Raw genomic sequence first — 22,537 nt, forward strand, 5'->3', positions numbered from 1 at the left:
ATTAAGCGATTCCATCTCTGAGGATGGCTGGCATGTTGAAGGTGACAAAAAAACAGGGGAAGAGCGGCTGCTCTTCCCCTGCATGGGTCACACTGAAATGACCTCTGTCATTTCACACTGGCATCAGCTCAGTGCAAATGACCTTATTGGGCAGCCTTGGCTTTTTCCACGATAGCAGCAAATGCTGCTTTTTCGTGTACTGCCAGGTCGGCCAATACTTTACGGTCGATTTCAATACCGGCTTTCTTCAGACCGCCAACGAAGCGGCTGTAAGACATGCCGTTGATGCGCGCACCAGCGTTGATACGCTGAATCCACAGCGCACGGAATTGGCGCTTGCGGTTGCGGCGGTCACGGTACGCATACTGACCGGCTTTGATAACAGCCTGTTTGGCTACACGGAAAACACGCGAACGTGCACCATAGTAACCTTTGGCCTGCTTCAGAACTTTTTTATGGCGACGACGGGCAACTACGCCACGCTTAACACGGGTCATAACACACTCCTGACTTTATGACTGAGGCTAGAGGCACTCAGATAAGAAAATTCGACCTTACAGGTTCGGCAGCATGCGCTGGATCAGCGCTTTGTCGGAAGCATGAATCTGCTTCATGCCACGCAGCTGACGCTTACGCTTGGTCGACTTCTTGGTCAAGATGTGGCTACGGAAAGACTGTTTATGCTTGAAGCCATTCGCAGTCTTTTTGAAGCGCTTGGCAGCGCCGCTGTTGCTTTTGATTTTCGGCATGAGAAAACTCCGCTCGATATTTTTTAGAAAACCCAGGGCCGACTAGCGCCTAAGCGCTAGCCCGTTGACTTCGCCGTTGGATCACTTCTTTTTCGGGGCAAGAATCATGATCATCTGGCGGCCTTCCATTTTCGGGAAAGACTCCACCGCTCCGATCTCTTCCAGGTCTGACGCAATCCGTTCCATCAGCTTACGGCCGATGTCTTGGTGCGCCATTTCACGACCGCGGAAGCGCAATGTGACCTTACCCTTGTCACCACCTTCCAAGAAGCGGGTCAGGTTTTTGAGTTTCACCTGATAATCGCCTTCGTCGGTGCCAGGACGGAATTTGACTTCCTTGACCTGGATTTGCTTTTGCTTCTTCTTTTGAGCCGCTTTTTGCTTTTTGGTCTCAAAAACGAATTTGCCATAATCCATGATCTTACAAACGATCGGATCGGCATTCGAAATTTGCACGAGATCTAAACCGGCTGCTTCCGCACGTTCAAGAGCCTCAGTGGTGGGCACTACGCCCAACTGCTCACCGTCGGCATCGATTAAACGCACTTCTTCTTCGGTAATACGCTCGTTCATTGGTGGGCGCTTGTCTTGTGGACGCCCGCGCTGATTGCTTCGCTTGATCGCTCCGTCTCCTTAGGCAATTGACGATGTCGCCAGGGCTGCTCGCTCTGCACTAAAACGTTCGATGAATTCATCGACGGTCATGGTACCGAGGTTTTCGCCGCTGCGAGTTCGCACGGCCACTGAGTCAGCTTCGACTTCCTTATCTCCTACCACAAGGAGATAGGGAACTTTCTGTAACGTATGCTCACGGATTTTAAAGCCGATCTTCTCGTTCCTCAAGTCCGCCTTGATCCGTAAGCCACTTTTTTGCAGGCGCTGCTCTAAATCGAGCGCATAATCACGCTGCGCATCGGTAATGGTCATGAGAACCGCTTGCTGCGGTGCCAACCATAACGGCATTGCGCCTGCATAATGCTCGATCAGTATACCCAGGAATCGCTCAAAGGATCCCAGAATAGCACGATGCAGCATCACAGGGGTTTTACGCGTACCGTCTTCGTCGACGTATTGCGCCCCTAAACGCCCTGGCAAGTTAAAATCTAGCTGAAGAGTACCACACTGCCAAACACGATTCAGACAATCTCTTAACGCAAATTCAATTTTAGGACCATAGAAAGCCCCTTCGCCCGGCTGCAGCTCCCACGCCAAACCAGTCGCATTGAGCGCTGCCTCAAGCCCCTGCTCGGCCCGATCCCACATCTCGGCTTCACCCAGAAAGTCTTCGGGACGCGTAGATAGCTTGAGCTCGACGTCTTCAAAACCCAGCGTTTTATAAACTTGCAGCGTTAGCGCAATGAAGGCCTCGGCCTCGGCCTGAATCTGACTTTCCGTGCAGAAAATATGGGCATCGTCTTGAGTAAAGCCGCGCACTCGCATCAGACCATGCAGGGAACCCGAAGGTTCATTGCGGTGACAGCTACCAAATTCTGCCAAGCGCAGCGGAAGGTCACGGTAGCTTTTGAGGCCTTGATTGAACACCTGAACGTGACACGGGCAGTTCATCGGCTTGACCGCGTATTCACGCTTTTCAGACTCAGTGGTGAACATTAGCTCACTGTAATGCCCCCAGTGACCCGATTTCTTCCACAGCGACAGATCCACCACCTGGGGCGTTTTGATCTCTTGATAGCCGTGCTCACGCTGAATGTTGCGCATGTACTCTTCTAACGCTTGGTACATGGTCCAGCCATTAGGGTGCCAAAAGACCATACCCGGCGCTTCTTCTTGAAGGTGGAACAAGTCCATCTTCCGCGCCAACTTGCGGTGATCGCGTTTTTCCGCTTCTTCCAGGCGCTTCAAGTAGGCCTTTAACTGCTTTTTATCGCCCCACGCCGTTCCATAGATACGGGTCAGCATTGGGTTGGAAGCATCGCCACGCCAGTAAGCACCGGCCAACTTCGTCAATTTGAAGGCCTTCAAATGACGCGTATTGGGAACGTGAGGGCCACGGCACATATCCGTGTACTCCTCATGATGGTACAAACGGATCGTTGCGCCTTCCGGAATGCCGCGGATGATTTCCTGCTTGTAGGTTTCACCCCGCTTTTCGAAGGTAGCCATCGCCTGATCGCGATCAACGTACTCTCGAATGACATCGTACTCATGATCGATCAGCGCTTGCATGCGCTTTTCGATGGCGTCCATGTCTTCAGGCGTTACCGATTTACCAAAATCGATGTCGTAATAGAAGCCATCATCGATCACAGGCCCAATGGCCATTTTGGCCTCTGGGTAAAGCTGCTTCACTGCGTGACCAATCAAATGGGCACACGAGTGACGAATAATCTCTAAACCCTCTTCATCACGGGCAGTAATGATGGAAACGTCGGCATCCTGCTCGATGATGTCAGCGGCATCCACCAGCACACCGTCTATTTTGCCCGCCACGCAGGCCTTGGCCAAACCAGGGCCAATGGACTCTGCTAGCTGCATAATAGAGAGGGGTGCTTCGAACGTTCTTTGGCTGCCATCCGGCAGTGTCACTATGGGCATTCAAGTATTCCTTGAGCGCAGTGGTGATCCATACCAAGGATCACATTTCGCTATCAATGGTCGGGGGTATTCAGCACGTATTAAAGGCTGCCAAGCCTATCAGACTTTATGACATCGTAAAATAAAACGGGAGGCATGAGCCTCCCGTTCTGTATCAAAGGGTGTCGTCGACGCTGACGCCGACGACACTACCCATTGAGGGTACAGTCGAGTGAATTAGTTCCACTCATCCAGTTCTACGCGACGGTTCTGGAAACGACCTTCTTCAGTGTCGTTAGTCGCTACCGGACGCTCTTCACCGTAACCAATCGCACGCATGCGGTCAGCCTCTACGCCGCGCTGATTCAGGTAAGCAGCCACAGACTCTGCACGACGCTGTGACAGATCCTTATTGTACTGGTCAGAACCACGAGCATCGGTGTGGCCTTCAATGCTGACACGTACGTCAGGGTTGTTCACCAGACGCTCAGCAACGCCGTTCAGAACGTTTTGCGCGTTGGCAGTCAGCTGAGCAGAATCAAACTCGAAGTTGACTTCACGCAGCACAACGCTCGCCGGGCAGCCCAGGGCGTTAACTTCTACACCAGCCGGAGTGTCCGGGCACTGGTCGCGATAGTCCGGAACGCCGTCGTTATCGGAATCCAGCGGGCAACCGTTGGCATTGACTTCGACGCCAGCCGGGGTACCCGGGCACTGGTCGCGGTAGTCCGGCACGCCGTCACCGTCGGAGTCCAGCGGGCAGCCTTCGGCATCAACAGCAACACCAGCAGGCACTTCGCCATAGCTCGGGCACTGAGGTGCTACCGGCTCAGGCGTACGGTCTGCACACAGCAGGCCGCCGATCGCAGCACCCGCAGCGGCACCCGTCGCAGCGCCCGCGTCTTCATCAGAGCTGCTGCTGGTGGCGTAGCCGATGCTGCCGCCAATGATGCTGCCCGCCAGGCCACAAACGGCCGGGTGCTGATACCAGCTTTGACCGCTGTTGGCGCCGTCTTGGCTGGAAGACTGAGAGGCCGAGCTAGCGCAGCCTGATAGGCCGACGACTAATGCAGAACCGATGAGCAAGCCAGTCGTTGATTTTTTCATGCAAGACTCCTTCTTGATCCAATGCTGACATGGTCTAAAAGACCAAATCTATCCAATGCTTCTTATGGCGAGAGCATCCATTTTTCGCTGTTCTGTTTCAGGTCTAGGAACCCTACCCCATGAAACGAACAAGGTGCCTATCATTAACGTTTCAGCGCTAGAAGGCAACAATGCCGAGATATCAACTTCTTGCCAATACCGACCCTACCAGCATAGCAAAGCTGACATCGTTGGCATTAAAAAAATTTCAATGCAGAGCGGAGGGGCCTTTAGCGCGCCATTTAATCACTGCCGCCGCAGCCGCAAGCACCGCAGGGCGCATCTCGTCTTCGACGGCGAGCCGCTCCTTGTCTTCTTGCATTCTTTCCCTAGGGGTCAACTGCTTACGTGCTGAGTGAGTCTTCAAGTGACGCGTACGATGATAGACGTCCGCAAACGCTTGGAATTCAGGACGCTCAGCAAGGCTTGGGTCGATGATCTCGAGTAACACTTTACAGCGCCAAGAACCCTCGGTGATATCAACCTGCTCTTGGACGAGGGCACTGACGACGTAATCGAGATTTTCCAAGCTATTCTGTTGGGCACGACGCTCTTCGTCCAAACGAAATGCCTCGCGGCGCTTCACCTCATTACGAAGCTTGTAGGCATAGCCACCCAAACCGATAATGATCAAAACGGCGACGACGAGCAGTAAAAGTGCAACCGTTGAACTCATAAAGCCCCTACTGACTGGGAAATAAATAGCTTAACGAGAATTGTACACCTAATTAGCGGAGTTAGACCAACACCATTCACTGTCACTCCCCTCTAAAGCCTCCAAACCCACGCTTAGCTGTAACGAGTAGCCAACTCGTCTCTCTGTGGCATAGAGTACGCCATCTCCCGCACACTGACACGATAGCACCAACACCACCAAGCCCATCCAAGACTCAACACGAGTGCTACAGCGCCAGCGGTATGGAGTAACGCTAGCCAAAGCGGCAGCCACAACAGCACGTTAGCGACACCTAGCCCCACTTGGAGCGTATAGGCACACAGCACACCCACCAGTGCATTCGCAACTTGTTTGATGTGCCGGTAACGCCACCAGAGCAGCAGTAGCGTCATACCCAACAAAAGCGCCCCCAGCCGATGTACCATGTGAATCGCCGTGCGGGCATCGGCATGCAATTGACCATGAAGATAATTGGGACCAACGGTTTGTGTTAGGTGGAACCCTTCACTGAGATCCATACTGGGCCACCATTGCGTGTTACAAGTTGGAAATCCTTGGCAAGCAATACCGGCGTAGTTACTGGTCACCCAGCCGCCTAGCGCGAGTTGAAGCACTAGTACCCCGCCAGCAGCGTACCAGAGCACGTTGCCTGCAGCGCCCGAGGAAACGCTTCCTTGCCGAATACTGCGCAACCGAAGATGCAACCAGAAAAACACCATTAAAACGCTGAGTCCACCCAGCAGGTGAAGCGTGACCACCTGCGGCCACAGCTTGAGGGTAACGGTAAAGGCACCAAACGCGCCTTGCACGAGAATGACGAGCAATAGTGACAGGCTGAGACGCCACGGATACCCCTTACGCGTTCGCAGTGGCCAACCCAATGCCACCACGCTGAGCACGATGACGCCTAGAAAGCTCGCCACGTAGCGGTGCGCCATTTCTACCCACGCTTTGAAAGGTTCTAACGGGGCATCAGGATGCTGGAGCGCCGCATGTTCACTATCGGGGACGATGAGCTTTCCATAGCAACCTGGCCAGTCCGGACAGCCTAACCCGGCATCTACCAACCTCGTCCACGCACCTACCAATATCACGCAGGCAGTGAGTAACGTACCTGACAACGTCAACCATACAAGCCAGCGAAGACGGCGCTGTGGGTCGCTATGCATCATAGTTCCTTACGGCTAAGAGTAGCCGGGCACGGGCTATAGTGGATTGACTTTAAACAAATGACGTATGTCATCGAGGATGTCGGCGGCAGCCGTTGCGTCGTCAAAAGCAAGGGCGGGCCTACCCACCGGGTCGAACAACCACACGCTGCTGGCGTCACCCCACGCAGGGGAACGTTTCCAACTGGTGACCGTTTCGCCCGGCAATGCAGCGGCTTCCCCACCGATTCTCAATCGCTGCAGGCGTGGTGCCTCCCGCCCCAAGGCGCGGTGTAAACGCCAAAGCTCGTCCTGCTTTTGTTCACAGTGCGCGCCGCAATCGAATACCAGCGTCCACCGCTCAGAGGCAGGCGCCGGCCACGTCAATGGCCATTCATGTAAAGAAGGAACGTCTAGCGTGACTTGGCCATGGGCGGTGTGCGCTTGAGGAATGCCCACATGCCAAGTCACCATCCCCCAAGCGGTGACAATGGGAGCAGCAAAAACCACGAACAGTAGCAGCAGCTTGGTTCTTGGATAGCGTACGGGACGATGGGGTGGCATATTAGCGTCCTCCTAGATAGCGTTCGCGATTGTCGGCGACCAAACGGTGTCCACCCAACAGCATGATCATGAAAGCCGTTAAGGCCAACGCCCACCACTGCACGGCATAGCCAAGATGACGGCTGGGCGGCATCACACTTGGCTCCCACCAAGGTGTCAGCGTACCGGCTCCCTCCTCTGCATGCAGCCACCCTTGATGACTGAATGCGCCTAGCGTCGACTCCCATGGCATAAGGCTAAGCTGTTGAAGCCTGACGCCCTCTCGATTAGCGCCATAAAGGGGGCCTTGCACTTGTGCATTCTGCCACTCCCCAGAGACGTCGATCATGCCTACAGGCGTCGATGTAGAGGGTGCCTCTCGGCTGGGCCCCGTTTCTAAAAACCCTCGCTGAACCAACCATAGCTGCCCGTACCTATCTCTGAGCGGTGTAAGCACCGCAACGCCCAACCGACCTCCCGTCATTCGATTGTCTAAATAGAGCGTATGCTCCGACAGATATCTGCCACGTAAATGTACCTGTGCGCCTTCGACGGGTGTATCGGTGGGCTCGATCATCACAGGAGCAGCCGCTCTGCTGGCCAATAATTCGCGCTTGTCATCCGCCCGCTCCCACTGCCATAGTCCTAAGACGAGACCGAGCGTGACCACCACACCCCAGAACAAATACCAAACATAAAGTCTGACTGGATAACGAGAGGGCTTGATCATGTGGTTAAAACTACTCATCGCCGTGGTATTTATCGGAATGGTGGCCAGCCTTGCCGCAGGCGCAGGCTTTTTGCTTCGTGATGACAGCACTTCCAGGCGCCTGCTCATATCACTGAAATGGCGTATTGCTCTCGCTTGCCTGCTGGTGGCACTGCTTCTCATTGGCTTTTTATCAGGCGAGCTTGGATAGCCTCCTAGAACACATAGACGAAAATAAAGAGCCCCACCCAGACCACGTCCACGAAGTGCCAGTACCAACAGGCCGCCTCAAAGCCAAAATGGTGATCGTTAGCAAAGTGGCCTTTGACGATCCTCACGAGCATGCTTGCCAAGATCAGAGTGCCAATGATCACATGAAGGCCATGGAAACCCGTGAGTATGAAAAAGGTAGCGCCGAAAATCCCCGCCTCCAAGGTGATGCCATAGTGGTGATAAGCCTCGTAATACTCGACACCTTGAATGACGATAAAGCAGATACCCAACAGCACCGTACCCGCCAGCCAGTTGCGACAGGTTTGCCGGTAGCCCAGTTTAAGAGCCTCATGTGCGACGGTCAGCGTGATACTGGACGTCACGAGTATGAGCGTATTGACCAGAGGCAGTTGCCAAGGGTTAAGCACGCTGGTCGGCCCTGATACCGACGCATCGGGCGGATTGAGCAGCGGCCACTGCGGCACGAAATCTGGCCAAAGCAGCGCTGATACACCTTTGGCCCCCTCACCACCGAGCCATGGCAACGTGAAGGTTCTGATATAGAACAAGGCACCAAAAAAGGCGGCGAAAAACATCACCTCAGAAAAAATGAACCAGCCCATCCCCCAGCGAAATGACCGGTCCATCTGAGCATCATAGAGGCCACCCATGGATTCATGAATGACATCGCGAAACCACAGCCCCATCACACTCACTACCCCCAGAACACCGATGACCATCAGTGGCGCTCCGGTATCGTGCACCAACTGAATACCGATACCCACCATCATGGCGCCAAGCGCCAGTGAACCTAAAATGGGCCACCGACTGGTAGCAGGAACGTAGTAGCTGCCGCTGCTCATATGTTATCCCCCGCCGAGTTATTGTTTTGGACCGTCTGGAGCGCTATGCGCTGTACTGGGTATAGGGTGTATACCAAGGTGATGGTGTTGATCTCTTCAGGCAGGTCTCTGGCCAACTGAAACACGAGCGGAATGGTGAGCCGTTCGTCTCCCTGCAGTTGCTGCTCTTGAAAACAAAAACAGCTGACCTTGCGTAAATGTGTCGTGGCACTGGAGGGAGACACGCTGGGCACGGCTCGCCCCCAACTCTCGACGGCACTGTTGTTGGTGAACGTGAAATCCACCTCTGCCGTTTGCCCTGGATGAACGCGCATTTGCCGCGTTTCGACGCTCATTTGCCAGGGTAAACCGGCACTGCCACGAGTAATGAACTGCATCGTGACGAAGCGCGACTGATCGACCTCCTCATGTACGATGGCCTGGGCAGTAGTATCGACTTTGCCGTTCAACCCGGTCACCTTGCAAAACACGTCGTAGAGGGGCACCAAGGCGAATGCAAAGGCAAACATCCCCACCAGGGCCGCCACGCTTCGCACGACCGTTTTTCTCACTCCCGCTTCTTGATACCCCTCGATAGCCATGCTCATACCTCCACCTAGGCCGACACTCACTACTTAGTCATGAGTTTGGGCACGATGAAAGACGGGAGGCGTGTCAAACGTATGCAACGGCGCCGGGCTGGGCACGCTCCACTCTAAATCTACGGCGCCTTCCCAAGCTTTCGCAGGGGCTTTCTGCCCGCCTCGCACGCAGAGCACGACCACAAGTACAAAGAGGAGCTGTGAGGCACCAAAGAAAAACGCCCCAATGCTGGATAGCAGATTGAAGTCGGCAAACTGCAGCGCATAATCGGGAATACGCCTTGGCATACCTGCCAACCCGGCGAAGTGCATCGGGAAAAAAGTCAGGTTGACGCCAATGATGGAGCACCAGAAATGGCACTGCGCCAGACGTTCGTTGGGGTAGTGCCCCGTCCACTTGGGTAACCAGTAGTACACGCCTGCCATGATGGCGAAAATAGCGCCAGGCACGAGTACATAGTGGAAATGTGCCACTACGAAATAGGTGTCGTGGTACTGGAAATCGGCAGGGGCAATCGCCAGCATCAGCCCTGAAAAGCCGCCAATGGTGAATAGCACGACGAACGCCAGCGCAAACAGCATGGGTGGTTCAAAACTGATTGACCCCCGAAACAGCGTGGTCACCCAGTTGAACACCTTGACCCCCGTGGGCACGGCGATCAGCATGGTGGAGTACATGAAGAACAGCTCGGCGGTCAGCGGTAGACCGACGATGAACATATGGTGGGCCCAAACCAAAAACGAAAGCAGTGCGATGGCCGCAGTGGCATATACCATCGAGGCGTAGCCAAACAGCGGTTTACGCGCAAACGTTGGAATGATGGCTGACACGATCCCAAACGCTGGCAGTATCATGATGTAAACTTCCGGGTGCCCAAAGAACCAGAACAGATGCTGGAACAGCACGGGATCTCCCCCACCCGCAGCATCGAAGAAGCTGGTACCGAAGTTGATATCCATCAACATCATGGTGATGACCCCCGCCAATACCGGCATGACGGCGATCAACAGAAAGGCCGTGATGAGCCATGTCCAGACGAACAGCGGCATGTCCATCATCCGCATACCAGGAGCTCGCATGTTGAGAATGGTCGCGATGATGTTGATGGCACCTAAAATCGAACTAATTCCCGCGATATGCAGCGCCAGGATAAAAAACGTCGTGGAAGCCGGCGCATAGGTCGTCGATAAAGGCGCGTAGAAGGTCCAGCCGAAATTAGGGCCGCCGCCTGGCATCAGTAAGGTAGAAAGCAGCAGAGCAAAGGCAACGGGTAAAAGCCAAAAACTGAAGTTGTTGAGTCGCGGTAACGCCATGTCTGGCGCGCCAATTTGTAGGGGAATCATCCAGTTGGCGAGCCCCGTAAAAGCGGGCATCACGGCTGCAAAGACCATAATCAAGCCGTGCATCGTGGTCATTTGATTAAAGAACTCAGGCTCGACCAGCTGTAAACCGGGTTGGAATAGCTCCGCTCTCACCACCAGCGCAAAGATCCCACCGACAAAAAACATCGTCAGTGAGAAAATCAAATACAGGGACCCAATCTCTTTATGATTGGTGGTCAGCAACCATCGCAAGATGCCTTTGGGTGGGGCGTGGTGAGCGTGTCCCTCCTGAGACTGGCTGCCCGCAACGGCCGTCGAACTGTGCTGCAGCGGGTGTTGTGGAGGTAGTTTGGGCGCCATAAGTCTCTCCGTACTTTATCGTATTATTAGAAGACGTTGTTTAACGCTTATTGCGCGATACGTTCGGCCACTGCCGCTGGCTGAACGATATCCCCCGTATCATTTCCCCAGGCATTTCTCGTGTATGTCACCACCGCAGCTATCTCTACCGGATTCAGCGTACTACGGAAGGCTGGCATGGCCGCGCCCGACACGCCGTTGATGACACGGCCTAAATGCCAATCCAAGTCATTGATCAACTGTTCGTTGCCTGCAAGCGCGGGGAACGCGGGGGGAGCCCCCTGCCCTTCACTTTGATGGCAAGAGGAGCAGATGGATTGATAGACGGTTTCGCCACGAGCCATGAGTTCTTCCATCGCCCATTCACGATCGACCCCCATCGCTTCCTGCTCGGCAGCAGCTTTACGCTCTTCAAGCCACGTCTCGAACTCCGCTTCCTCCATGGCATGCACCACGATGGGCATGAAGCCATGATTGACCCCGCATAGTTCGGCACACTGCCCGCGATATATGCCGGGCTCGTTGATCTGAACCCAGTTTTCGTTAATGAACCCAGGGATCGTGTCTTGTTTGACGGCCAACTCGGGCACCCACCAAGAGTGGATGACGTCATCGGACGTCATCAAAAAGCGCACTTTGCGATTGATGGGCAGCACGAGAGGCTCATCCACATCGAGTAGATAATGCTCGCTTCTCTCTTCTTCGCCACGGATCTGTTCGCGGCTGGTACTTAGGTTGGAAGTGAACGCAACATCCTCACCCAGGTATTCGTAGCGCCAGCGCCACTGCTGACCGGTAATCATGATATCCAGGTCAGCTTCAGAAGCGTCATACATGTTTTTGAGTGTGGCCGTTGCGGGCACCGCCATGCCGACCAGTATCAGGATCGGAATGGCCGTCCAGAGCACCTCCACGGAGGTGTGTTCATGAAAGCGGGCAGCCTTGGCTCCCTTGGAGTGACGATAGCGGAACAAGGAGTAAAACATGACACCGAAGACGACGACGCCAATCACCACACATACCCAGAAAATGGTCATGTGAAGGCCAAAAATATCGCGGCTGACATCCGTTACGCCGACCGGCATATTCCAGCTACTGGCTTGCACTTGGGAGATACTTGCGACACTGGACATGGTGAGAAGCCATCGCCACGGTAGGTGCATAGCCGCCTCCTTGTTATTGTTGTTCTCGCCAACCCTTTTATTAGGTCAGGATTAAGTGATGTCATTTGAGTATAGAAAACATATGGCATTCGTCACGCTCGACAAGCGTGATGTTTCTCAACGGTTCAACCTGCTGCAAAGATCGCCACACCAAGCAGCATTAGCACGAACACAATCGTGACGGCGACCGCCGTTATGATGAAGATTGCAGGCTTGCCACTAGAAAAATCCTGCTGCCGCTGACGATCATTCTGGACGCCTATGAGCGCTGCCAGTACTGACTTGATCACTGACCACATAGCGCTTTCCTCACGGTTGAGTGGGTTAATGCTCGATTGGGCAACCGTCGTAGAGCACCTGGCTATCATTGAGGATAGGCAATTTCATGAATCATGCTGTGAGAAAAGCAGTGCCGAGGGAGACATAGGCATATAAGGCCATTGACGCAGGCAACCCGCCTGAGTGCGCAAGCGAAAAATGCTGTAGAGGATCACGATGGAGGAACACCACTGTAGACCGCTTTCCATTGACACCCTACGCCATCTTTTAGCAGCACGCTCGCAGCGTAATTAAGCTTGCGGCCCATCGTCGGCCAATTCACACTAAGCCGACATTTGCTAATTCTGCAATGGGTTGTCAATGGAGTCGTTTATGCCCAAGCATCGTGGAATCGCGTTGCCCCTATGTGTTGCCCTATTTCCTCTTCTATCGCTCGCTGGCTGCACTACCTATACGTGGCCGGATGGTTCTCAAGAAACCGTCTTGGGTGTTGTGGCCGAGGATGAGAACCGCCAGTACGAAGAGCCTCGTGCTGACGGCGTTCGCTATCGTAAACCGGGTGAGCTCCCTGACACACCGCGAAGCGATGAAGATAACGACTGACGCTAGCTAACGGCTTATCCTTTGCGTTGCTTGGTAAGTGCCGTGGCTTGAGCGGATAAGGGATCTTCGGGCCATGGGTGCTTTGGATACCGCCCTCGCATCTCTTTGCGTACTTCGGGGTAGCCATTGACCCAAAAGCTCTGCAAATCTTGGGTCACTTGGAGCAGGCGCCTCGCCGGGGACAACAAGTGAAGCGTGATCGGCACACGCCCATCGACGACGGTGGGCGTGTGCTGCCAACCAAAAGCCTCCTGAAGCTTCAACGCGAGTATCGGCGACTGCGCCTCTATACGACACGGCGCGTAATCGAGGCTGATGGCATTGCCGCTTGGCGCGGTTAGCGCCCTCGGCACCAAGCGCTCCATCTGCTGCTGTTGCTCCCACGCCAGCGTGTTCAATAAACAGGTATGAAATGGCAACTTTTCGACCTGAGCCAGGCGCGTCAGCCCAACGACATAGGGCGCTAGCCAGATGTCTAATGTGTCCAGCAAGACAGTCTCGGACCAATCGGGCCACTGCTCGGGCCATATCCGTGAGAGCAGTGCCATACGCCCCTGACATTGGCGAACGTTGTCGGTCATCACTAGGTGAGGACGCTGTCTCAGCGCAGTCAAAAGCGCCTGCTCCATCGCCTCAGCTGACAACTGCTGTAACGGCCGGGAGGCCAAGATGAGTTCGCCATGCCGCTGAACGGCATCTCCTACCAGCCTGCCCTGCTCTTCCGACCAGCGTATTCGCTCTTCCCACTGCTGCGTATCAGGGTAAAGGCTCTCTAGCATGGCAAGCGTAATGGGCTCTGCCAAATACATTCGGGCGTCACTGGTCGCACTCTCTAGCGCCACCGCCACGAGCCAAGCCTGCTGTGCAAGTGAATGATTTTCGGACAGCGTGGCCGTTTTGCCGTTCGCCAGCTTGAAACGACCAGGCGACATACGTTGCGCGATGCGATCAGGGTATGCCAGACAAAGTAACGCGCCAAGCGGCTCCAGATCGATCTCCAATGGAAGTTTAGTTTCCATGAGCCGAGACAAACGGGTCGCCTCCCGATGCCACTGCGGAAAGGCCGAGGGCTGACGAAGCCGCTGAACCAGCGCATCACGCAGTGAACCTTGAATCCGCTCCCTCCCCTCTAATAACGCGGCCAACGCGCACGCCAAGGGCGTTGCCTGCAGCGTTCGCGCCCCCAGCAGCATGGCGGCTAAACGCGGTGTCAGGGCAAGTGCAGCACTCTGTTTACCAAGCGGCGTCAATCCACCGTTGGGCACTCGTAAGCAGAGCCGTTTTAAGAGATCTTGAGCCGTTCGCCATGCGCCTTCAGGAGGTGACGTGACCCAGGACAGCTCGTCTGGCTCACGTACGCCCCACAGCGCCAGCTCTAACGCCAATTTGGATAGGTCGGCTTGCAGTATTTCAGGCTCAGCGTACCCCACCAGAGGCTGCTCAGCCGCCCAGAGCCGGTAACACGTCCCCGGCTGTTGCCGACCGGCGCGTCCACGACGCTGATCGGCGCTCGCTTTGTTCACACGCCGTGTCGTCAGCTTGGTCAATCCCGTCCGGGAATTGAAAAGCGGTACGCGTTCTAACCCTGCATCGATGACACAGTTCACGCCATCGATGGTGACACTGGACTCGGCAATGGCCGTCGAAACGATCACTCGCTGGCGCGCACCATGAGGTCTCATAGCAGCCTGCTGCGCATCCAAGGGCAACCTGCCATGCAGCGGTAGAGCGTCAACATCCAAAGCGCTCCCTTCCACGGCGGCAACGAGCTGAGAGATCTCCGCCACGCCAGGCAATATGACCAGTATGTCTTGACTAACGGGACGTGACAGAGCTTCGTGAATCACTCTCAACGCGGCGGCAGTGAGCGACTCGCTCGTTGCCAGTGGGCGGTAGTGAGTCTCGACGGGAAATGCCCGCCCCTGACTTTCAATGACGGGCGTTTCACTTCCCAATACCCGCGTCAGCGCTGTCACGTCCAACGTGGCAGACATAACCAGCAGTCGAAGATCATCGCGCACGCTCTCTTGCACATCGAGTGCCAATGCCAATCCTAGATCTGCCTCGATGCTGCGCTCATGGAATTCGTCAAAAATGATGCCTGCCACGCCTTCTAACAGCGGATCCTCTTGCAGCATGCGTGTCAGCACCCCCTGCGTGACCACTTCCAGCCGCGTATGGGGTCCGATCTGACTATCGCCCCGCATTCGATACCCAACGGTTTCGCCTACGCGCTCATTGAGCTGGTCGGCCATGAAAGTGGCAGCAAGCTTGGCGGCGACTCGCCGCGGCTCGAGTAACAGCAGCCTCTGCCCCTTGGCCCAGTCATTCTCAAGAAGCCTTAGCGGTACGCGGGTGGTTTTACCAGCCCCTGGCTGCGCCACGAGAATCAAGCGCGTCTGATCCGCCAATGCGCACTCGAGTGCCGTTAAATGCTGATCGATAGGAAGCGATGTACTCATAAATCAGCGCGTGAGATGACCGGAGGTTGCAATACCGCAGCCTTTGAGAATGACGTGTTCCAGAAACTGGCAAACGGACGCCAAATCCGCTTCGCTTAGCGACGCTTTCCCGAGGATGCCGGACACCTGGGCGCTATATTCCGTGTAGTGCTGGGTGGCTGACCAGATCAGAAATATCAACCACCGTGGGTCCACATCGTCCATTTTTCCCTGTCGCGACCACTCACGTATGATCGCCGCACGAGACGCCACCCATGCTTTGAGCTCTCCTGATAAATACTCTTTTAGAAAGGGAGCGCCCGCTAAAATTTCCGCAGCAAAGAGCTTGGACCCTTCCGGATAGCGCTGCCCAAGCTCCATTTTGGTGCGAATGAAATCGCTCAGTACTTGAGCGGGATCACTCTCTTCATGGATATCTTCGAGTACCGCGTTCCAGCGCTTCATCATTCGGTTCAGTAGACGGACGTAAAGCGCCTGCTTGCTACCCATGTAGTAGAGAATGTTGGCCTTAGGCAACTGGGCTTGATCGGCAATGGCTTGAAGACTGGCCCCCCGATAACCGTGCTGTGAAAACACCTGCTCTGCAGCGCTCAATATGGTCTGTTCGATGCGTTCTCTGCTGGCGTTTTCTGGGTTCGCGGTATCCACCGTCATTCAGTAAGCTCCTTGTGATCGCTCTCAGGCGAACTTGTCATCGTTGTCTCGTTAACGTGCCGCATCACAGTGCGTTTTGTAGCGAAATGCACACTAAAAGTGCATGACACATTCATTTAACAAACTCTTGCAAGAGGCGCCGTTTTGTCCCAAGCTCAACATTATTGACCGATCGGTCAGAACAATCATAACGGAGTTTGGCATGGCAACAATTGAGTTTCTGCTCAATGGCACCCCGACCCAGTGTCAGGTGCCCCCGGATACCAGTATTCTAACGCTGTTACGCGATCATTTGGGCATGACCGGCACGAAAGAGGGCTGTGCTTCGGGGGATTGCGGCGCGTGCACCGTCGCGATTAAAAGCCCGGCCGACTCGGATTTTCTGAGCCTTAACGCCTGCATTACCCCTGCCCATCAACTGCATGGCCAGCATCTACTCACCGTAGAGGGTCTATCAGCGAACGGAGAGCTTCATCCTGCGCAGCGGGCAATGGTCGAGTGCCACGGAAGCCAATGCGGTTTCTGTACGCCGGGTATCGTCATGTCGCTATTTACACTACATACCCAACAGCAGAAACGCCCGGCGCCCTTGACGCCGGAACGGCTGGAGGCAGCGCTGGGTGGCAACCTCTGCCGCTGTACCGGATACCGCCCCATTCGGGATGCCGCCCTGAGCATGTCGTCTCATCCATGGCAAACGCCGCAGTGGTTCGACGCCAGCCAACCAGCGACCGTGGCGCTGAGTCCGTCTAATACACCAGACGACGACGTCGCGCTTTTTGCCCAACCCGCCACGTTGGAAGAACTCACGGCGCTTCGCCGCCGCTACCCATCGGCCCGCTTGGTGGCTGGCGCTACCGACCTGTGGCTTGAAAACACTCAGCGGCTGGCCACATTGAATCAATTGATCGACGTCACCCACGTCGAATCGCTGCGCCATATCGAAGAGGCCACTCTGAATGGTAAGTCCGGCTGGTGGATCGGCGCAGGCGTCACTTACTCCCAGCTAGAGCCGCTGTTTGAAGCGCACTATCCAGCGTTTGCCCACCTGCTTCACCGGCTGGGCTCGCAGCAAGTGCGCAATCGAGGCACCTTAGGCGGTAACATCGCCAACGCTTCGCCCATTGGAGATACGCCGCCAGTGCTGTTGGCCCTGGGTGCGTCGTTGGAGCTGACGCATCGAGATGGCTGCCGCGTGCTGCCTCTTAATGAGTTCTTCTTAGCGTATAAAAAGACAGCGCTCGCCGCCGATGAGGTCATCAGCCGTATTTTCATCCCGCGGCTAGCAGAGGATGCCGAGCTAAAAGTGTGGAAACTCTCCAAACGACGTGAGGACGATATTTCCGCCGTGCTAGGTGCTTTCCATTATCGCTTACAGGGTGGCGTTTTGAGCGACGTGCGGATCGCCTTTGGTGGCATGGCCGCGGTTCCTCAACGTGCCCTGCATGCAGAAGCGGCGTTGACGAACAGAGCGCTATCGCAGGAAAGTTTTCAAGCTGCGCAGCAGGCGCTGGGGAGCGACTTCCAACCAATGAGCGATGTCCGTGGCAGCCAGCGCTATCGCCAGCAGGCCGCTGCCAACCTCATGGAACGTCTCTACCTTTCGCTTTCAGCACCGACACAGGAGGTCATGCTCCATGCGTACGCTCACTAAGCTTGATGGCGATAGCCGCCGCGCTCGCCGCGAATTGAACGATCACATTCAAGGGGCCGGGCCACTGGCTCGCCATACAGTTGACAGCCACGGGCATCGCCAAGCTGGCACTTCCAGCTTCCACGAAAGCGCCGAGAAACATGTCACTGGTAAAGCGACCTATATTGATGATCTCAAAACGCCCCAGGATGCACTGCACGTAGCGTTAGGGCTATCGCCCGTTGCCCATGGGACGCTAACGTCGATGGGGTTGGACGCGGTGCGCAGCGCGCCAGGTGTGGTCGATGTCATTACCTTCCATGATGTGCCTGGCCATACTGACATCGGCCCCGTGTTTCCCGGTGATCCGATTTTCGTTGACCATGAGATCAGCTACGCCGGACAGTGCCTCTTTGCCGTGGCAGCCACGTCCCTTCAGGCCGCTCGTCAAGCGGTCAAGTTGGCCTCTTTGCAAATCGATGAGCAGCCTGCCAGCTTGGATCCCGTGGCCGCCGCCGAGCGTCAAGACGTAGTCCGCCCTACCCATGTGCAAGCCCGTGGAGACTGGGCAGCCACCCTGCAAAATGCCGAGCAATTGATTGAAGGCGAACTGTTCATCGGAGGACAGGAGCACTTCTATCTCGAGGGCCAGGCGTGCGTCGTGGTGCCCACGGAAGATGACGGCGTCATGGTCTACACCTCCAATCAGCACCCAAGCGAGACGCAAAAACTGGTCGCGGAAGTGCTTGGTGTTCCGTTTCATGCTGTAACAGTGGAAGTGCGCCGTATGGGCGGCGGTTTTGGGGGAAAAGAGACCCAAGCCTCGCCCTGGGCATGTATCGCTGCCATCATTGCGCGCCGCACTGGTAGGGCGACACGGCTTCGTCTACCGCGAAGTGACGACATGCGCATCACGGGCAAACGCCACCCATTTCATAATCGTTATCAGCTGGCGATCGACGCACGTGGCGTCATTCAGGGAGGCGATATTACGGTGATTGGCGACTGTGGCTACTCACCCGACCTCTCGGATGCCATCGTGGATCGCGCCATGTTCCACGCCGACAACGCCTACTCGCTGGGCGAGGCCCGGGTTACCGGCCACCGTGCCAAAACCCACACGGCGTCCAATACCGCCTTCCGTGGTTTTGGCGGCCCTCAGGGTATGATGATCATTGAGGCGGCGATGGATGACATTGCCCGCCAAGTAGGCGAAGACCCGCTGACCATTCGTAAACGCAATTTCTATCGCGATGGTCGTGATACGACGCATTACGGGCAGCAAGTCGATCAAAAACAGCTGCTGCATACCCTCGTGAACACACTGGAAACCAGCAGCGATTACTGGACTCGGCGCCAACAGTTACGCGACTTCAATGCATCGAGCCCCATCATCAAAAAAGGGCTTGCGCTCACCCCCGTAAAATTTGGCATTTCATTCACCGCTCAGCATCTCAACCAAGCAGGGGCGCTGCTGCACGTTTACACCGACGGCAGCATCATGATCAATCATGGCGGCACTGAAATGGGCCAGGGGCTGCATACCAAAATTTGCCAAGTGGTGGCCCGAGAATTGGGCCTCGACTTGGACAGCGTGCGAATCAGCGCAACACGTACCGATAAAGTCCCCAACACCTCTCCTACGGCGGCCTCCAGCGGCGCGGATCTCAACGGTATGGCTGCCCGAGATGCTGCCAGCAAGCTGCGAGAGCGGCTGTTCGACTTTGCTGCCCAACATTTCGAAGGTGGAATGGATCGTGAAGGCATGCGACTGGAAAACGGCATGCTGGTCGCAGGCATCGGAGAGAGCGAGCGTCGCATACCGTGGGGCGAACTCATCCAAACGGCATACTTAAACCGCGTATCACTTTCGGAAAAAGGGTTCTATGCGACGCCGTTGATTCACTATAACCGAGCGACGGGCCAAGGCCGCCCCTTCTACTATTATGCATTCGGCGCCGCGGTGGCCGAAGTCAGCGTGGACACACTCAGTGGAGAGTACTTGGTCGACCGAGTCGATGTCTTGCATGACGTAGGCAATTCGCTCAATCCAGCGATCGATATCGGTCAAGTCGAGGGGGGCTTCATTCAGGGGATGGGCTGGTTGACCAGTGAAGAGCTCAAATGGAACGATAAAGGCGTGCTGATTAGCGATGGACCGGCTACCTATAAAATCCCCACCTACGGTGACTTACCTCGTGTATTCAACGTTTCCCTCTTAGAGGGACACCCCAATTCCATGGCAAGCCTATACCGTTCGAAAGCCGTGGGCGAACCCCCCTTCATGCTAGGTATTTGTGTGTGGTCGGCGTTAAGAGACGCGCTGTCGAGCCTGACGGATTATCGCCTTTCCCCCCACTTGGATACGCCCGCCACACCAGAAAGAGTCATGATGGCAGCCAATGCCATCAGGAAAAAAACACTATGACGCCAACGCATGAAACGTGGCACGCTGCTCTGCACCGTTTACAGCAAAGCGGTACGCCACATGTCCTTGCAACACAAGTGACCAGCACAGGTTCGACGCCACGCGAGCCGGGGGCTCGCATGGTCATTACCGATGACGCCATTATCGACACGCTGGGAGGCGGTACGTTCGAGTGGCAAACCATTAGCGCCGCTCGGACCTTATTACAGCAAGGGGAAGCCGGCATTCATCTTGAGGCATTTTCACTAGGCGGACGCAGCGGTCAGTGCTGCGGTGGCTTTGTCAATGTGCTGCTTGAGGTCTTTCCAGGCGCCCCCCAGCGGATTGCGCTATTTGGTGCGGGCCATGTAGGTCGAGAAATCGTCAAATTGAGCGCGCCACTTCCCTGGCAAATCGATTGGTATGACAGTCGCCCCGACCGTTTTACCAAGCAAGATGCCCAACAGCCACGTCTTAACTGTTACACGTTGGCGAGTGTGACCTCCGTCATGGACGCCCTCCCTACCGGTGGCCATACCCTCGTCATGACTCACAGCCATGACGAAGACTACGCGCTCATTTCAGCACTGCTGAAACGCCCGGACCTCGCCACGATTGGACTGATCGGTTCGGACAGTAAATGGGCGAGCTTTCAAGGTCGCTTGATGCGTGATGGCTTTTCACCGGATGAGATTCAGCGAGTCCGCTGCCCCATTGGCGCCGTTCACGGCACCAAACTCAGCAATAAAACGCCCTATGCGATTGCCATGACCGTCGTGACCGAACTGTTATGGTTAACCGATCAACCCATCGATCGGCAAACCCGCGGACTCGACCCCGTAGCTTTACGCTCTCTATTCAACGATACAGCGACACATTCGAGCTAATATGACTTCTACTGATACGTTTATCCGCGCGGAGCTGGTGAGCTTTGCCCGTGATCCAGGGGACGACGATTTTCCGACACCTGGCAGCCTCGAGCATTACGGCGATGGTCTTCTGTGGCTAAAAGAGGGTCATATCCACGCAGTTGGCCACTACGTGGATATCATCGAACAGTTACCCTCAAACAGTCAGGTGCTCGATTATCGTGGCAAACTCATCATGCCTGGCTTTATCGATACCCACGTGCACTATGTCCAGCTCGATATCATGGCCTCCTATGGTCGCCAGCTACTCGACTGGCTCAACGACTATACGTTCCCTGAAGAGTGTCGCTTTGCCAATCATGCCCATGCAGAAGCTCTCTCCAACGCGTTTTTAGACGAAATGCTGAGAGCTGGCACCACGACCGCGCAAGTGTTCGGCTCTAGCCACCCAGGGTCGGTCGATGCATTCTTTACCGCTTGCCAGAAACGCCAATTACGCATGCTTGTCGGCAAAGTACTGATGGATCGTAATGCCCCCGACGCATTGATGGATGGTGCAACGGGTATTACCGATACCGAGCGTTTGATCGAAGACTGGCACGGCAAACAACGCTTAGGCTACAGCGTAACACCTCGATTTGCGCCGACATCGACAAAGACCCAAATGGATGCGGCAGGCGCGCTTCTGCGCAATGACGCTTCTCTATGGCTACAAACGCATCTTGCTGAGAATAGCGGAGAACTCGACTGGGTAGCCGAGCTTTTCCCGGGCAGCCGAGACTACCTCTCCGTGTATGAAGACGCTGGACTCGTCGGACCTCGCAGCACCTTTGCCCATGGAATTCACCTGGATAACGGTATGCGCCAACGGCTGGCCGAGCGAGGCGCCAATATTGCATTCTGCCCAAGCTCCAACCTTTTCCTAGGCAGCGGACTCTTTGATCGAGAAGCAGCGAAAGAGATAGGAATGTCCTTCACCTACGCCAGTGATATTGGCGCCGGTACCGATCTTTCGGGATTCGCGACGCTGAAAAGCGCCTATCAAGTTGGCCAATTGCGGGGGCAGCCGCTGACGGCTTGGCAGGGGTTTTACGGCTTGACCCACGGTAACGCTAAAGCGCTCTCGCTGGATCATCACATTGGGCAGCTCGCCCCGTCTTACGAAGCCGATTTTGTCGTGATCGATCCCCATGCCACATCGCTGCTTGAGCGCCGTATCCAACACTGCACCACGTTGGGCGAGCGCCTCTTCGCCCTCATGATGCTGGCCGATGACCGCGCCATCTATGAAACCTGGGCAGGCGGTATTCGCCAACATCAGCGGGATTGATCCCGATCTAAAAGCCGCGTTTGATAAGCGGCTTTTTTGTTTCCCTCCCGCGTTTTCCAGAGACCACACAACCAAAAAGCCCCGAGCACAGGATGCCCGGGGCTGGTCATGGCGCGCTTTCGAGCGCGCAACAAAAAACCCAGCCGTTTGGCTGGGTTCTTTGCGGTATAAGTGCCTGACGATGACCTACTCTCGCATGGGGAGACCCCACACTACCATCGGCGCTAAGCGGTTTCACTTCTGAGTTCGGCAAGGGATCAGGTGGTTCACGCGTGCTATGGTCGTCAGGCG

General features: G+C 55.5%; 22 protein-coding genes and 1 rRNA gene. 6 read left to right on the top strand and 17 right to left on the bottom strand.

The window, feature by feature from the left end:
* Positions 1 to 143: 143 nt before the first annotated feature.
* The 9 genes from rplT to NH398_RS03510 form a co-directional block, all read right to left on the bottom strand.
* Positions 144 to 497: a 50S ribosomal protein L20 gene (rplT, locus tag NH398_RS03470; protein ID WP_009097607.1), complete on the bottom strand. Its 354-nt coding sequence runs from the start codon at positions 495 to 497 to the stop codon at positions 144 to 146.
* A gap of 57 nt (positions 498 to 554) precedes the next feature.
* Positions 555 to 749 carry a 50S ribosomal protein L35 gene (gene rpmI / locus NH398_RS03475; protein ID WP_009724291.1) on the bottom strand — a complete coding sequence of 65 codons (195 nt, stop codon included), beginning with the start codon at positions 747 to 749 and terminating at the stop codon, positions 555 to 557.
* An 81-nt stretch (positions 750 to 830) separates the two neighbouring features.
* A complete protein-coding gene (gene infC, locus NH398_RS03480) occupies positions 831 to 1,370 on the bottom strand; it encodes a translation initiation factor IF-3 (RefSeq protein ID WP_159343739.1) in 540 nt (179 codons plus the stop codon).
* Between the two features lie 12 nt (positions 1,371 to 1,382).
* On the bottom strand, positions 1,383 to 3,305 hold the full coding sequence (gene thrS, locus NH398_RS03485) for a threonine--tRNA ligase (RefSeq protein WP_253016502.1): 1,923 nt from the start codon (positions 3,303 to 3,305) through the stop codon (positions 1,383 to 1,385).
* 216 nt (positions 3,306 to 3,521) lie between these two features.
* A complete protein-coding gene (locus NH398_RS03490) occupies positions 3,522 to 4,391 on the bottom strand; it encodes an OmpA family protein (RefSeq protein ID WP_159342029.1) in 870 nt (289 codons plus the stop codon).
* 247 nt (positions 4,392 to 4,638) lie between these two features.
* Positions 4,639 to 5,106 (bottom strand): DUF2489 domain-containing protein, encoded by a 468-nt coding sequence (locus NH398_RS03495; RefSeq protein ID WP_253016504.1) that lies wholly within the window; start codon positions 5,104 to 5,106, stop codon positions 4,639 to 4,641.
* 113 nt (positions 5,107 to 5,219) lie between these two features.
* Positions 5,220 to 6,278, bottom strand: a complete 1,059-nt coding sequence (locus tag NH398_RS03500) for a COX15/CtaA family protein (RefSeq protein WP_253016506.1) — start codon at positions 6,276 to 6,278, stop codon at positions 5,220 to 5,222.
* Positions 6,279 to 6,311: 33 nt separating this feature from the next.
* Positions 6,312 to 6,818, bottom strand: a complete 507-nt coding sequence (locus NH398_RS03505; RefSeq protein WP_253016508.1) for a hypothetical protein — start codon at positions 6,816 to 6,818, stop codon at positions 6,312 to 6,314.
* Between the two features lies 1 nt (position 6,819).
* Entirely contained in the window at positions 6,820 to 7,527 is a 708-nt protein-coding gene (locus tag NH398_RS03510; RefSeq protein ID WP_253016510.1) for an SURF1 family protein, read from the bottom strand.
* Here NH398_RS03510 and NH398_RS03515 point away from each other — a divergent pair.
* A complete protein-coding gene (locus NH398_RS03515) occupies positions 7,526 to 7,717 on the top strand; it encodes a DUF2909 family protein (RefSeq protein WP_159342024.1) in 192 nt (63 codons plus the stop codon). The two genes, NH398_RS03510 and NH398_RS03515, sit on opposite strands and share 2 nt — an antisense overlap.
* 4 nt (positions 7,718 to 7,721) lie before the next feature.
* Here the strand turns inward: NH398_RS03515 and NH398_RS03520 are convergent, their stop codons facing one another.
* From NH398_RS03520 to NH398_RS03540, 5 genes are all read right to left on the bottom strand, one after another.
* The gene (locus NH398_RS03520; protein ID WP_253016512.1) at positions 7,722 to 8,582 is read right to left on the bottom strand and encodes a cytochrome c oxidase subunit 3; all 861 of its coding nucleotides are present in this window, start codon (positions 8,580 to 8,582) and stop codon (positions 7,722 to 7,724) included.
* Positions 8,579 to 9,163, bottom strand: coding sequence for a cytochrome c oxidase assembly protein (locus tag NH398_RS03525; protein WP_253016574.1), 585 nt, complete (start codon positions 9,161 to 9,163; stop codon positions 8,579 to 8,581). The genes NH398_RS03520 and NH398_RS03525 overlap by 4 nt, the downstream gene beginning before the upstream one ends.
* Positions 9,164 to 9,196: 33 nt before the next feature.
* Entirely contained in the window at positions 9,197 to 10,846 is a 1,650-nt protein-coding gene (gene ctaD, locus NH398_RS03530) for a cytochrome c oxidase subunit I (protein ID WP_217352991.1), read from the bottom strand.
* Positions 10,847 to 10,893: 47 nt separating this feature from the next.
* Positions 10,894 to 12,009: a cytochrome c oxidase subunit II gene (coxB, locus tag NH398_RS03535; RefSeq protein ID WP_159342022.1), complete on the bottom strand. Its 1,116-nt coding sequence runs from the start codon at positions 12,007 to 12,009 to the stop codon at positions 10,894 to 10,896.
* A 125-nt stretch (positions 12,010 to 12,134) separates the two neighbouring features.
* Positions 12,135 to 12,308: a DUF2970 domain-containing protein gene (locus NH398_RS03540; RefSeq protein WP_253016514.1), complete on the bottom strand. Its 174-nt coding sequence runs from the start codon at positions 12,306 to 12,308 to the stop codon at positions 12,135 to 12,137.
* A 352-nt stretch (positions 12,309 to 12,660) separates the two neighbouring features.
* On the opposite strand from NH398_RS03540, the gene NH398_RS03545 reads away from it, so the two are divergent.
* Positions 12,661 to 12,891 (top strand): hypothetical protein, encoded by a 231-nt coding sequence (locus NH398_RS03545; protein WP_253016516.1) that lies wholly within the window; start codon positions 12,661 to 12,663, stop codon positions 12,889 to 12,891.
* Positions 12,892 to 12,905: 14 nt separating this feature from the next.
* On the opposite strand, the gene hrpB is transcribed toward NH398_RS03545, so the two are convergent.
* Both hrpB and NH398_RS03555 read right to left on the bottom strand, forming a co-directional pair.
* The gene (gene hrpB / locus NH398_RS03550; RefSeq protein WP_253016518.1) at positions 12,906 to 15,353 is read right to left on the bottom strand and encodes an ATP-dependent helicase HrpB; all 2,448 of its coding nucleotides are present in this window, start codon (positions 15,351 to 15,353) and stop codon (positions 12,906 to 12,908) included.
* Between the two features lie 3 nt (positions 15,354 to 15,356).
* Positions 15,357 to 16,007 carry a TetR family transcriptional regulator C-terminal domain-containing protein gene (locus tag NH398_RS03555; protein ID WP_159342018.1) on the bottom strand — a complete coding sequence of 217 codons (651 nt, stop codon included), beginning with the start codon at positions 16,005 to 16,007 and terminating at the stop codon, positions 15,357 to 15,359.
* Between the two features lie 202 nt (positions 16,008 to 16,209).
* On the opposite strand from NH398_RS03555, the gene xdhA reads away from it, so the two are divergent.
* From xdhA to guaD, 4 genes are read left to right on the top strand one after another with little or no spacing between them, the layout of a single operon-like run.
* Positions 16,210 to 17,661 (top strand): xanthine dehydrogenase small subunit, encoded by a 1,452-nt coding sequence (gene xdhA / locus NH398_RS03560; protein ID WP_253016520.1) that lies wholly within the window; start codon positions 16,210 to 16,212, stop codon positions 17,659 to 17,661.
* Positions 17,645 to 20,068, top strand: coding sequence for a xanthine dehydrogenase molybdopterin binding subunit (xdhB, locus tag NH398_RS03565; RefSeq protein WP_253016522.1), 2,424 nt, complete (start codon positions 17,645 to 17,647; stop codon positions 20,066 to 20,068). Before xdhA ends, xdhB begins: the two co-directional genes overlap by 17 nt.
* Complete coding sequence (gene xdhC, locus NH398_RS03570; RefSeq protein ID WP_253016524.1) at positions 20,065 to 20,934, top strand: xanthine dehydrogenase accessory protein XdhC; 870 nt, start codon at positions 20,065 to 20,067, stop codon at positions 20,932 to 20,934. The genes xdhB and xdhC overlap by 4 nt, the downstream gene beginning before the upstream one ends.
* A 1-nt stretch (position 20,935) precedes the next feature.
* A complete protein-coding gene (gene guaD, locus NH398_RS03575; RefSeq protein WP_159342014.1) occupies positions 20,936 to 22,246 on the top strand; it encodes a guanine deaminase in 1,311 nt (436 codons plus the stop codon).
* 173 nt (positions 22,247 to 22,419) lie between these two features.
* On the opposite strand, the gene rrf is transcribed toward guaD, so the two are convergent.
* Positions 22,420 to 22,535, bottom strand: a 5S ribosomal RNA gene (rrf, locus tag NH398_RS03580).
* Positions 22,536 to 22,537: the final 2 nt, after the last annotated feature.

The organism is Halomonas sp. CnH100-B, from assembly GCF_024124605.1.
Classification (GTDB): domain Bacteria; phylum Pseudomonadota; class Gammaproteobacteria; order Pseudomonadales; family Halomonadaceae; genus Vreelandella.

What these genes read in the sequence shown, in the direction of transcription:
- NH398_RS03540 (WP_253016514.1), bottom strand. Translation starts at nt 12,308, where the DNA reads ATGTGGTCAGTGATCAAGTCAGTACTGGCAGCGCTCATAGGCGTCCAG.
- xdhC (WP_253016524.1), top strand. Translation starts at nt 20,065, where the DNA reads ATGACGCCAACGCATGAAACGTGGCACGCTGCTCTGCACCGTTTACAG.
- NH398_RS03520 (WP_253016512.1), bottom strand. Translation starts at nt 8,582, where the DNA reads ATGAGCAGCGGCAGCTACTACGTTCCTGCTACCAGTCGGTGGCCCATT.
- NH398_RS03555 (WP_159342018.1), bottom strand. Translation starts at nt 16,007, where the DNA reads ATGACGGTGGATACCGCGAACCCAGAAAACGCCAGCAGAGAACGCATC.
- hrpB (WP_253016518.1), bottom strand. Translation starts at nt 15,353, where the DNA reads ATGAGTACATCGCTTCCTATCGATCAGCATTTAACGGCACTCGAGTGC.
- NH398_RS03495 (WP_253016504.1), bottom strand. Translation starts at nt 5,106, where the DNA reads ATGAGTTCAACGGTTGCACTTTTACTGCTCGTCGTCGCCGTTTTGATC.
- NH398_RS03525 (WP_253016574.1), bottom strand. Translation starts at nt 9,163, where the DNA reads ATGGCTATCGAGGGGTATCAAGAAGCGGGAGTGAGAAAAACGGTCGTG.
- thrS (WP_253016502.1), bottom strand. Translation starts at nt 3,305, where the DNA reads ATGCCCATAGTGACACTGCCGGATGGCAGCCAAAGAACGTTCGAAGCA.
- ctaD (WP_217352991.1), bottom strand. Translation starts at nt 10,846, where the DNA reads ATGGCGCCCAAACTACCTCCACAACACCCGCTGCAGCACAGTTCGACG.
- NH398_RS03515 (WP_159342024.1), top strand. Translation starts at nt 7,526, where the DNA reads ATGTGGTTAAAACTACTCATCGCCGTGGTATTTATCGGAATGGTGGCC.
- NH398_RS03505 (WP_253016508.1), bottom strand. Translation starts at nt 6,818, where the DNA reads ATGCCACCCCATCGTCCCGTACGCTATCCAAGAACCAAGCTGCTGCTA.
- xdhA (WP_253016520.1), top strand. Translation starts at nt 16,210, where the DNA reads ATGGCAACAATTGAGTTTCTGCTCAATGGCACCCCGACCCAGTGTCAG.
- rplT (WP_009097607.1), bottom strand. Translation starts at nt 497, where the DNA reads ATGACCCGTGTTAAGCGTGGCGTAGTTGCCCGTCGTCGCCATAAAAAA.
- guaD (WP_159342014.1), top strand. Translation starts at nt 20,936, where the DNA reads ATGACTTCTACTGATACGTTTATCCGCGCGGAGCTGGTGAGCTTTGCC.
- coxB (WP_159342022.1), bottom strand. Translation starts at nt 12,009, where the DNA reads ATGCACCTACCGTGGCGATGGCTTCTCACCATGTCCAGTGTCGCAAGT.
- rpmI (WP_009724291.1), bottom strand. Translation starts at nt 749, where the DNA reads ATGCCGAAAATCAAAAGCAACAGCGGCGCTGCCAAGCGCTTCAAAAAG.
- NH398_RS03500 (WP_253016506.1), bottom strand. Translation starts at nt 6,278, where the DNA reads ATGATGCATAGCGACCCACAGCGCCGTCTTCGCTGGCTTGTATGGTTG.
- NH398_RS03510 (WP_253016510.1), bottom strand. Translation starts at nt 7,527, where the DNA reads ATGATCAAGCCCTCTCGTTATCCAGTCAGACTTTATGTTTGGTATTTG.
- NH398_RS03545 (WP_253016516.1), top strand. Translation starts at nt 12,661, where the DNA reads ATGCCCAAGCATCGTGGAATCGCGTTGCCCCTATGTGTTGCCCTATTT.
- xdhB (WP_253016522.1), top strand. Translation starts at nt 17,645, where the DNA reads ATGCGTACGCTCACTAAGCTTGATGGCGATAGCCGCCGCGCTCGCCGC.
- NH398_RS03490 (WP_159342029.1), bottom strand. Translation starts at nt 4,391, where the DNA reads ATGAAAAAATCAACGACTGGCTTGCTCATCGGTTCTGCATTAGTCGTC.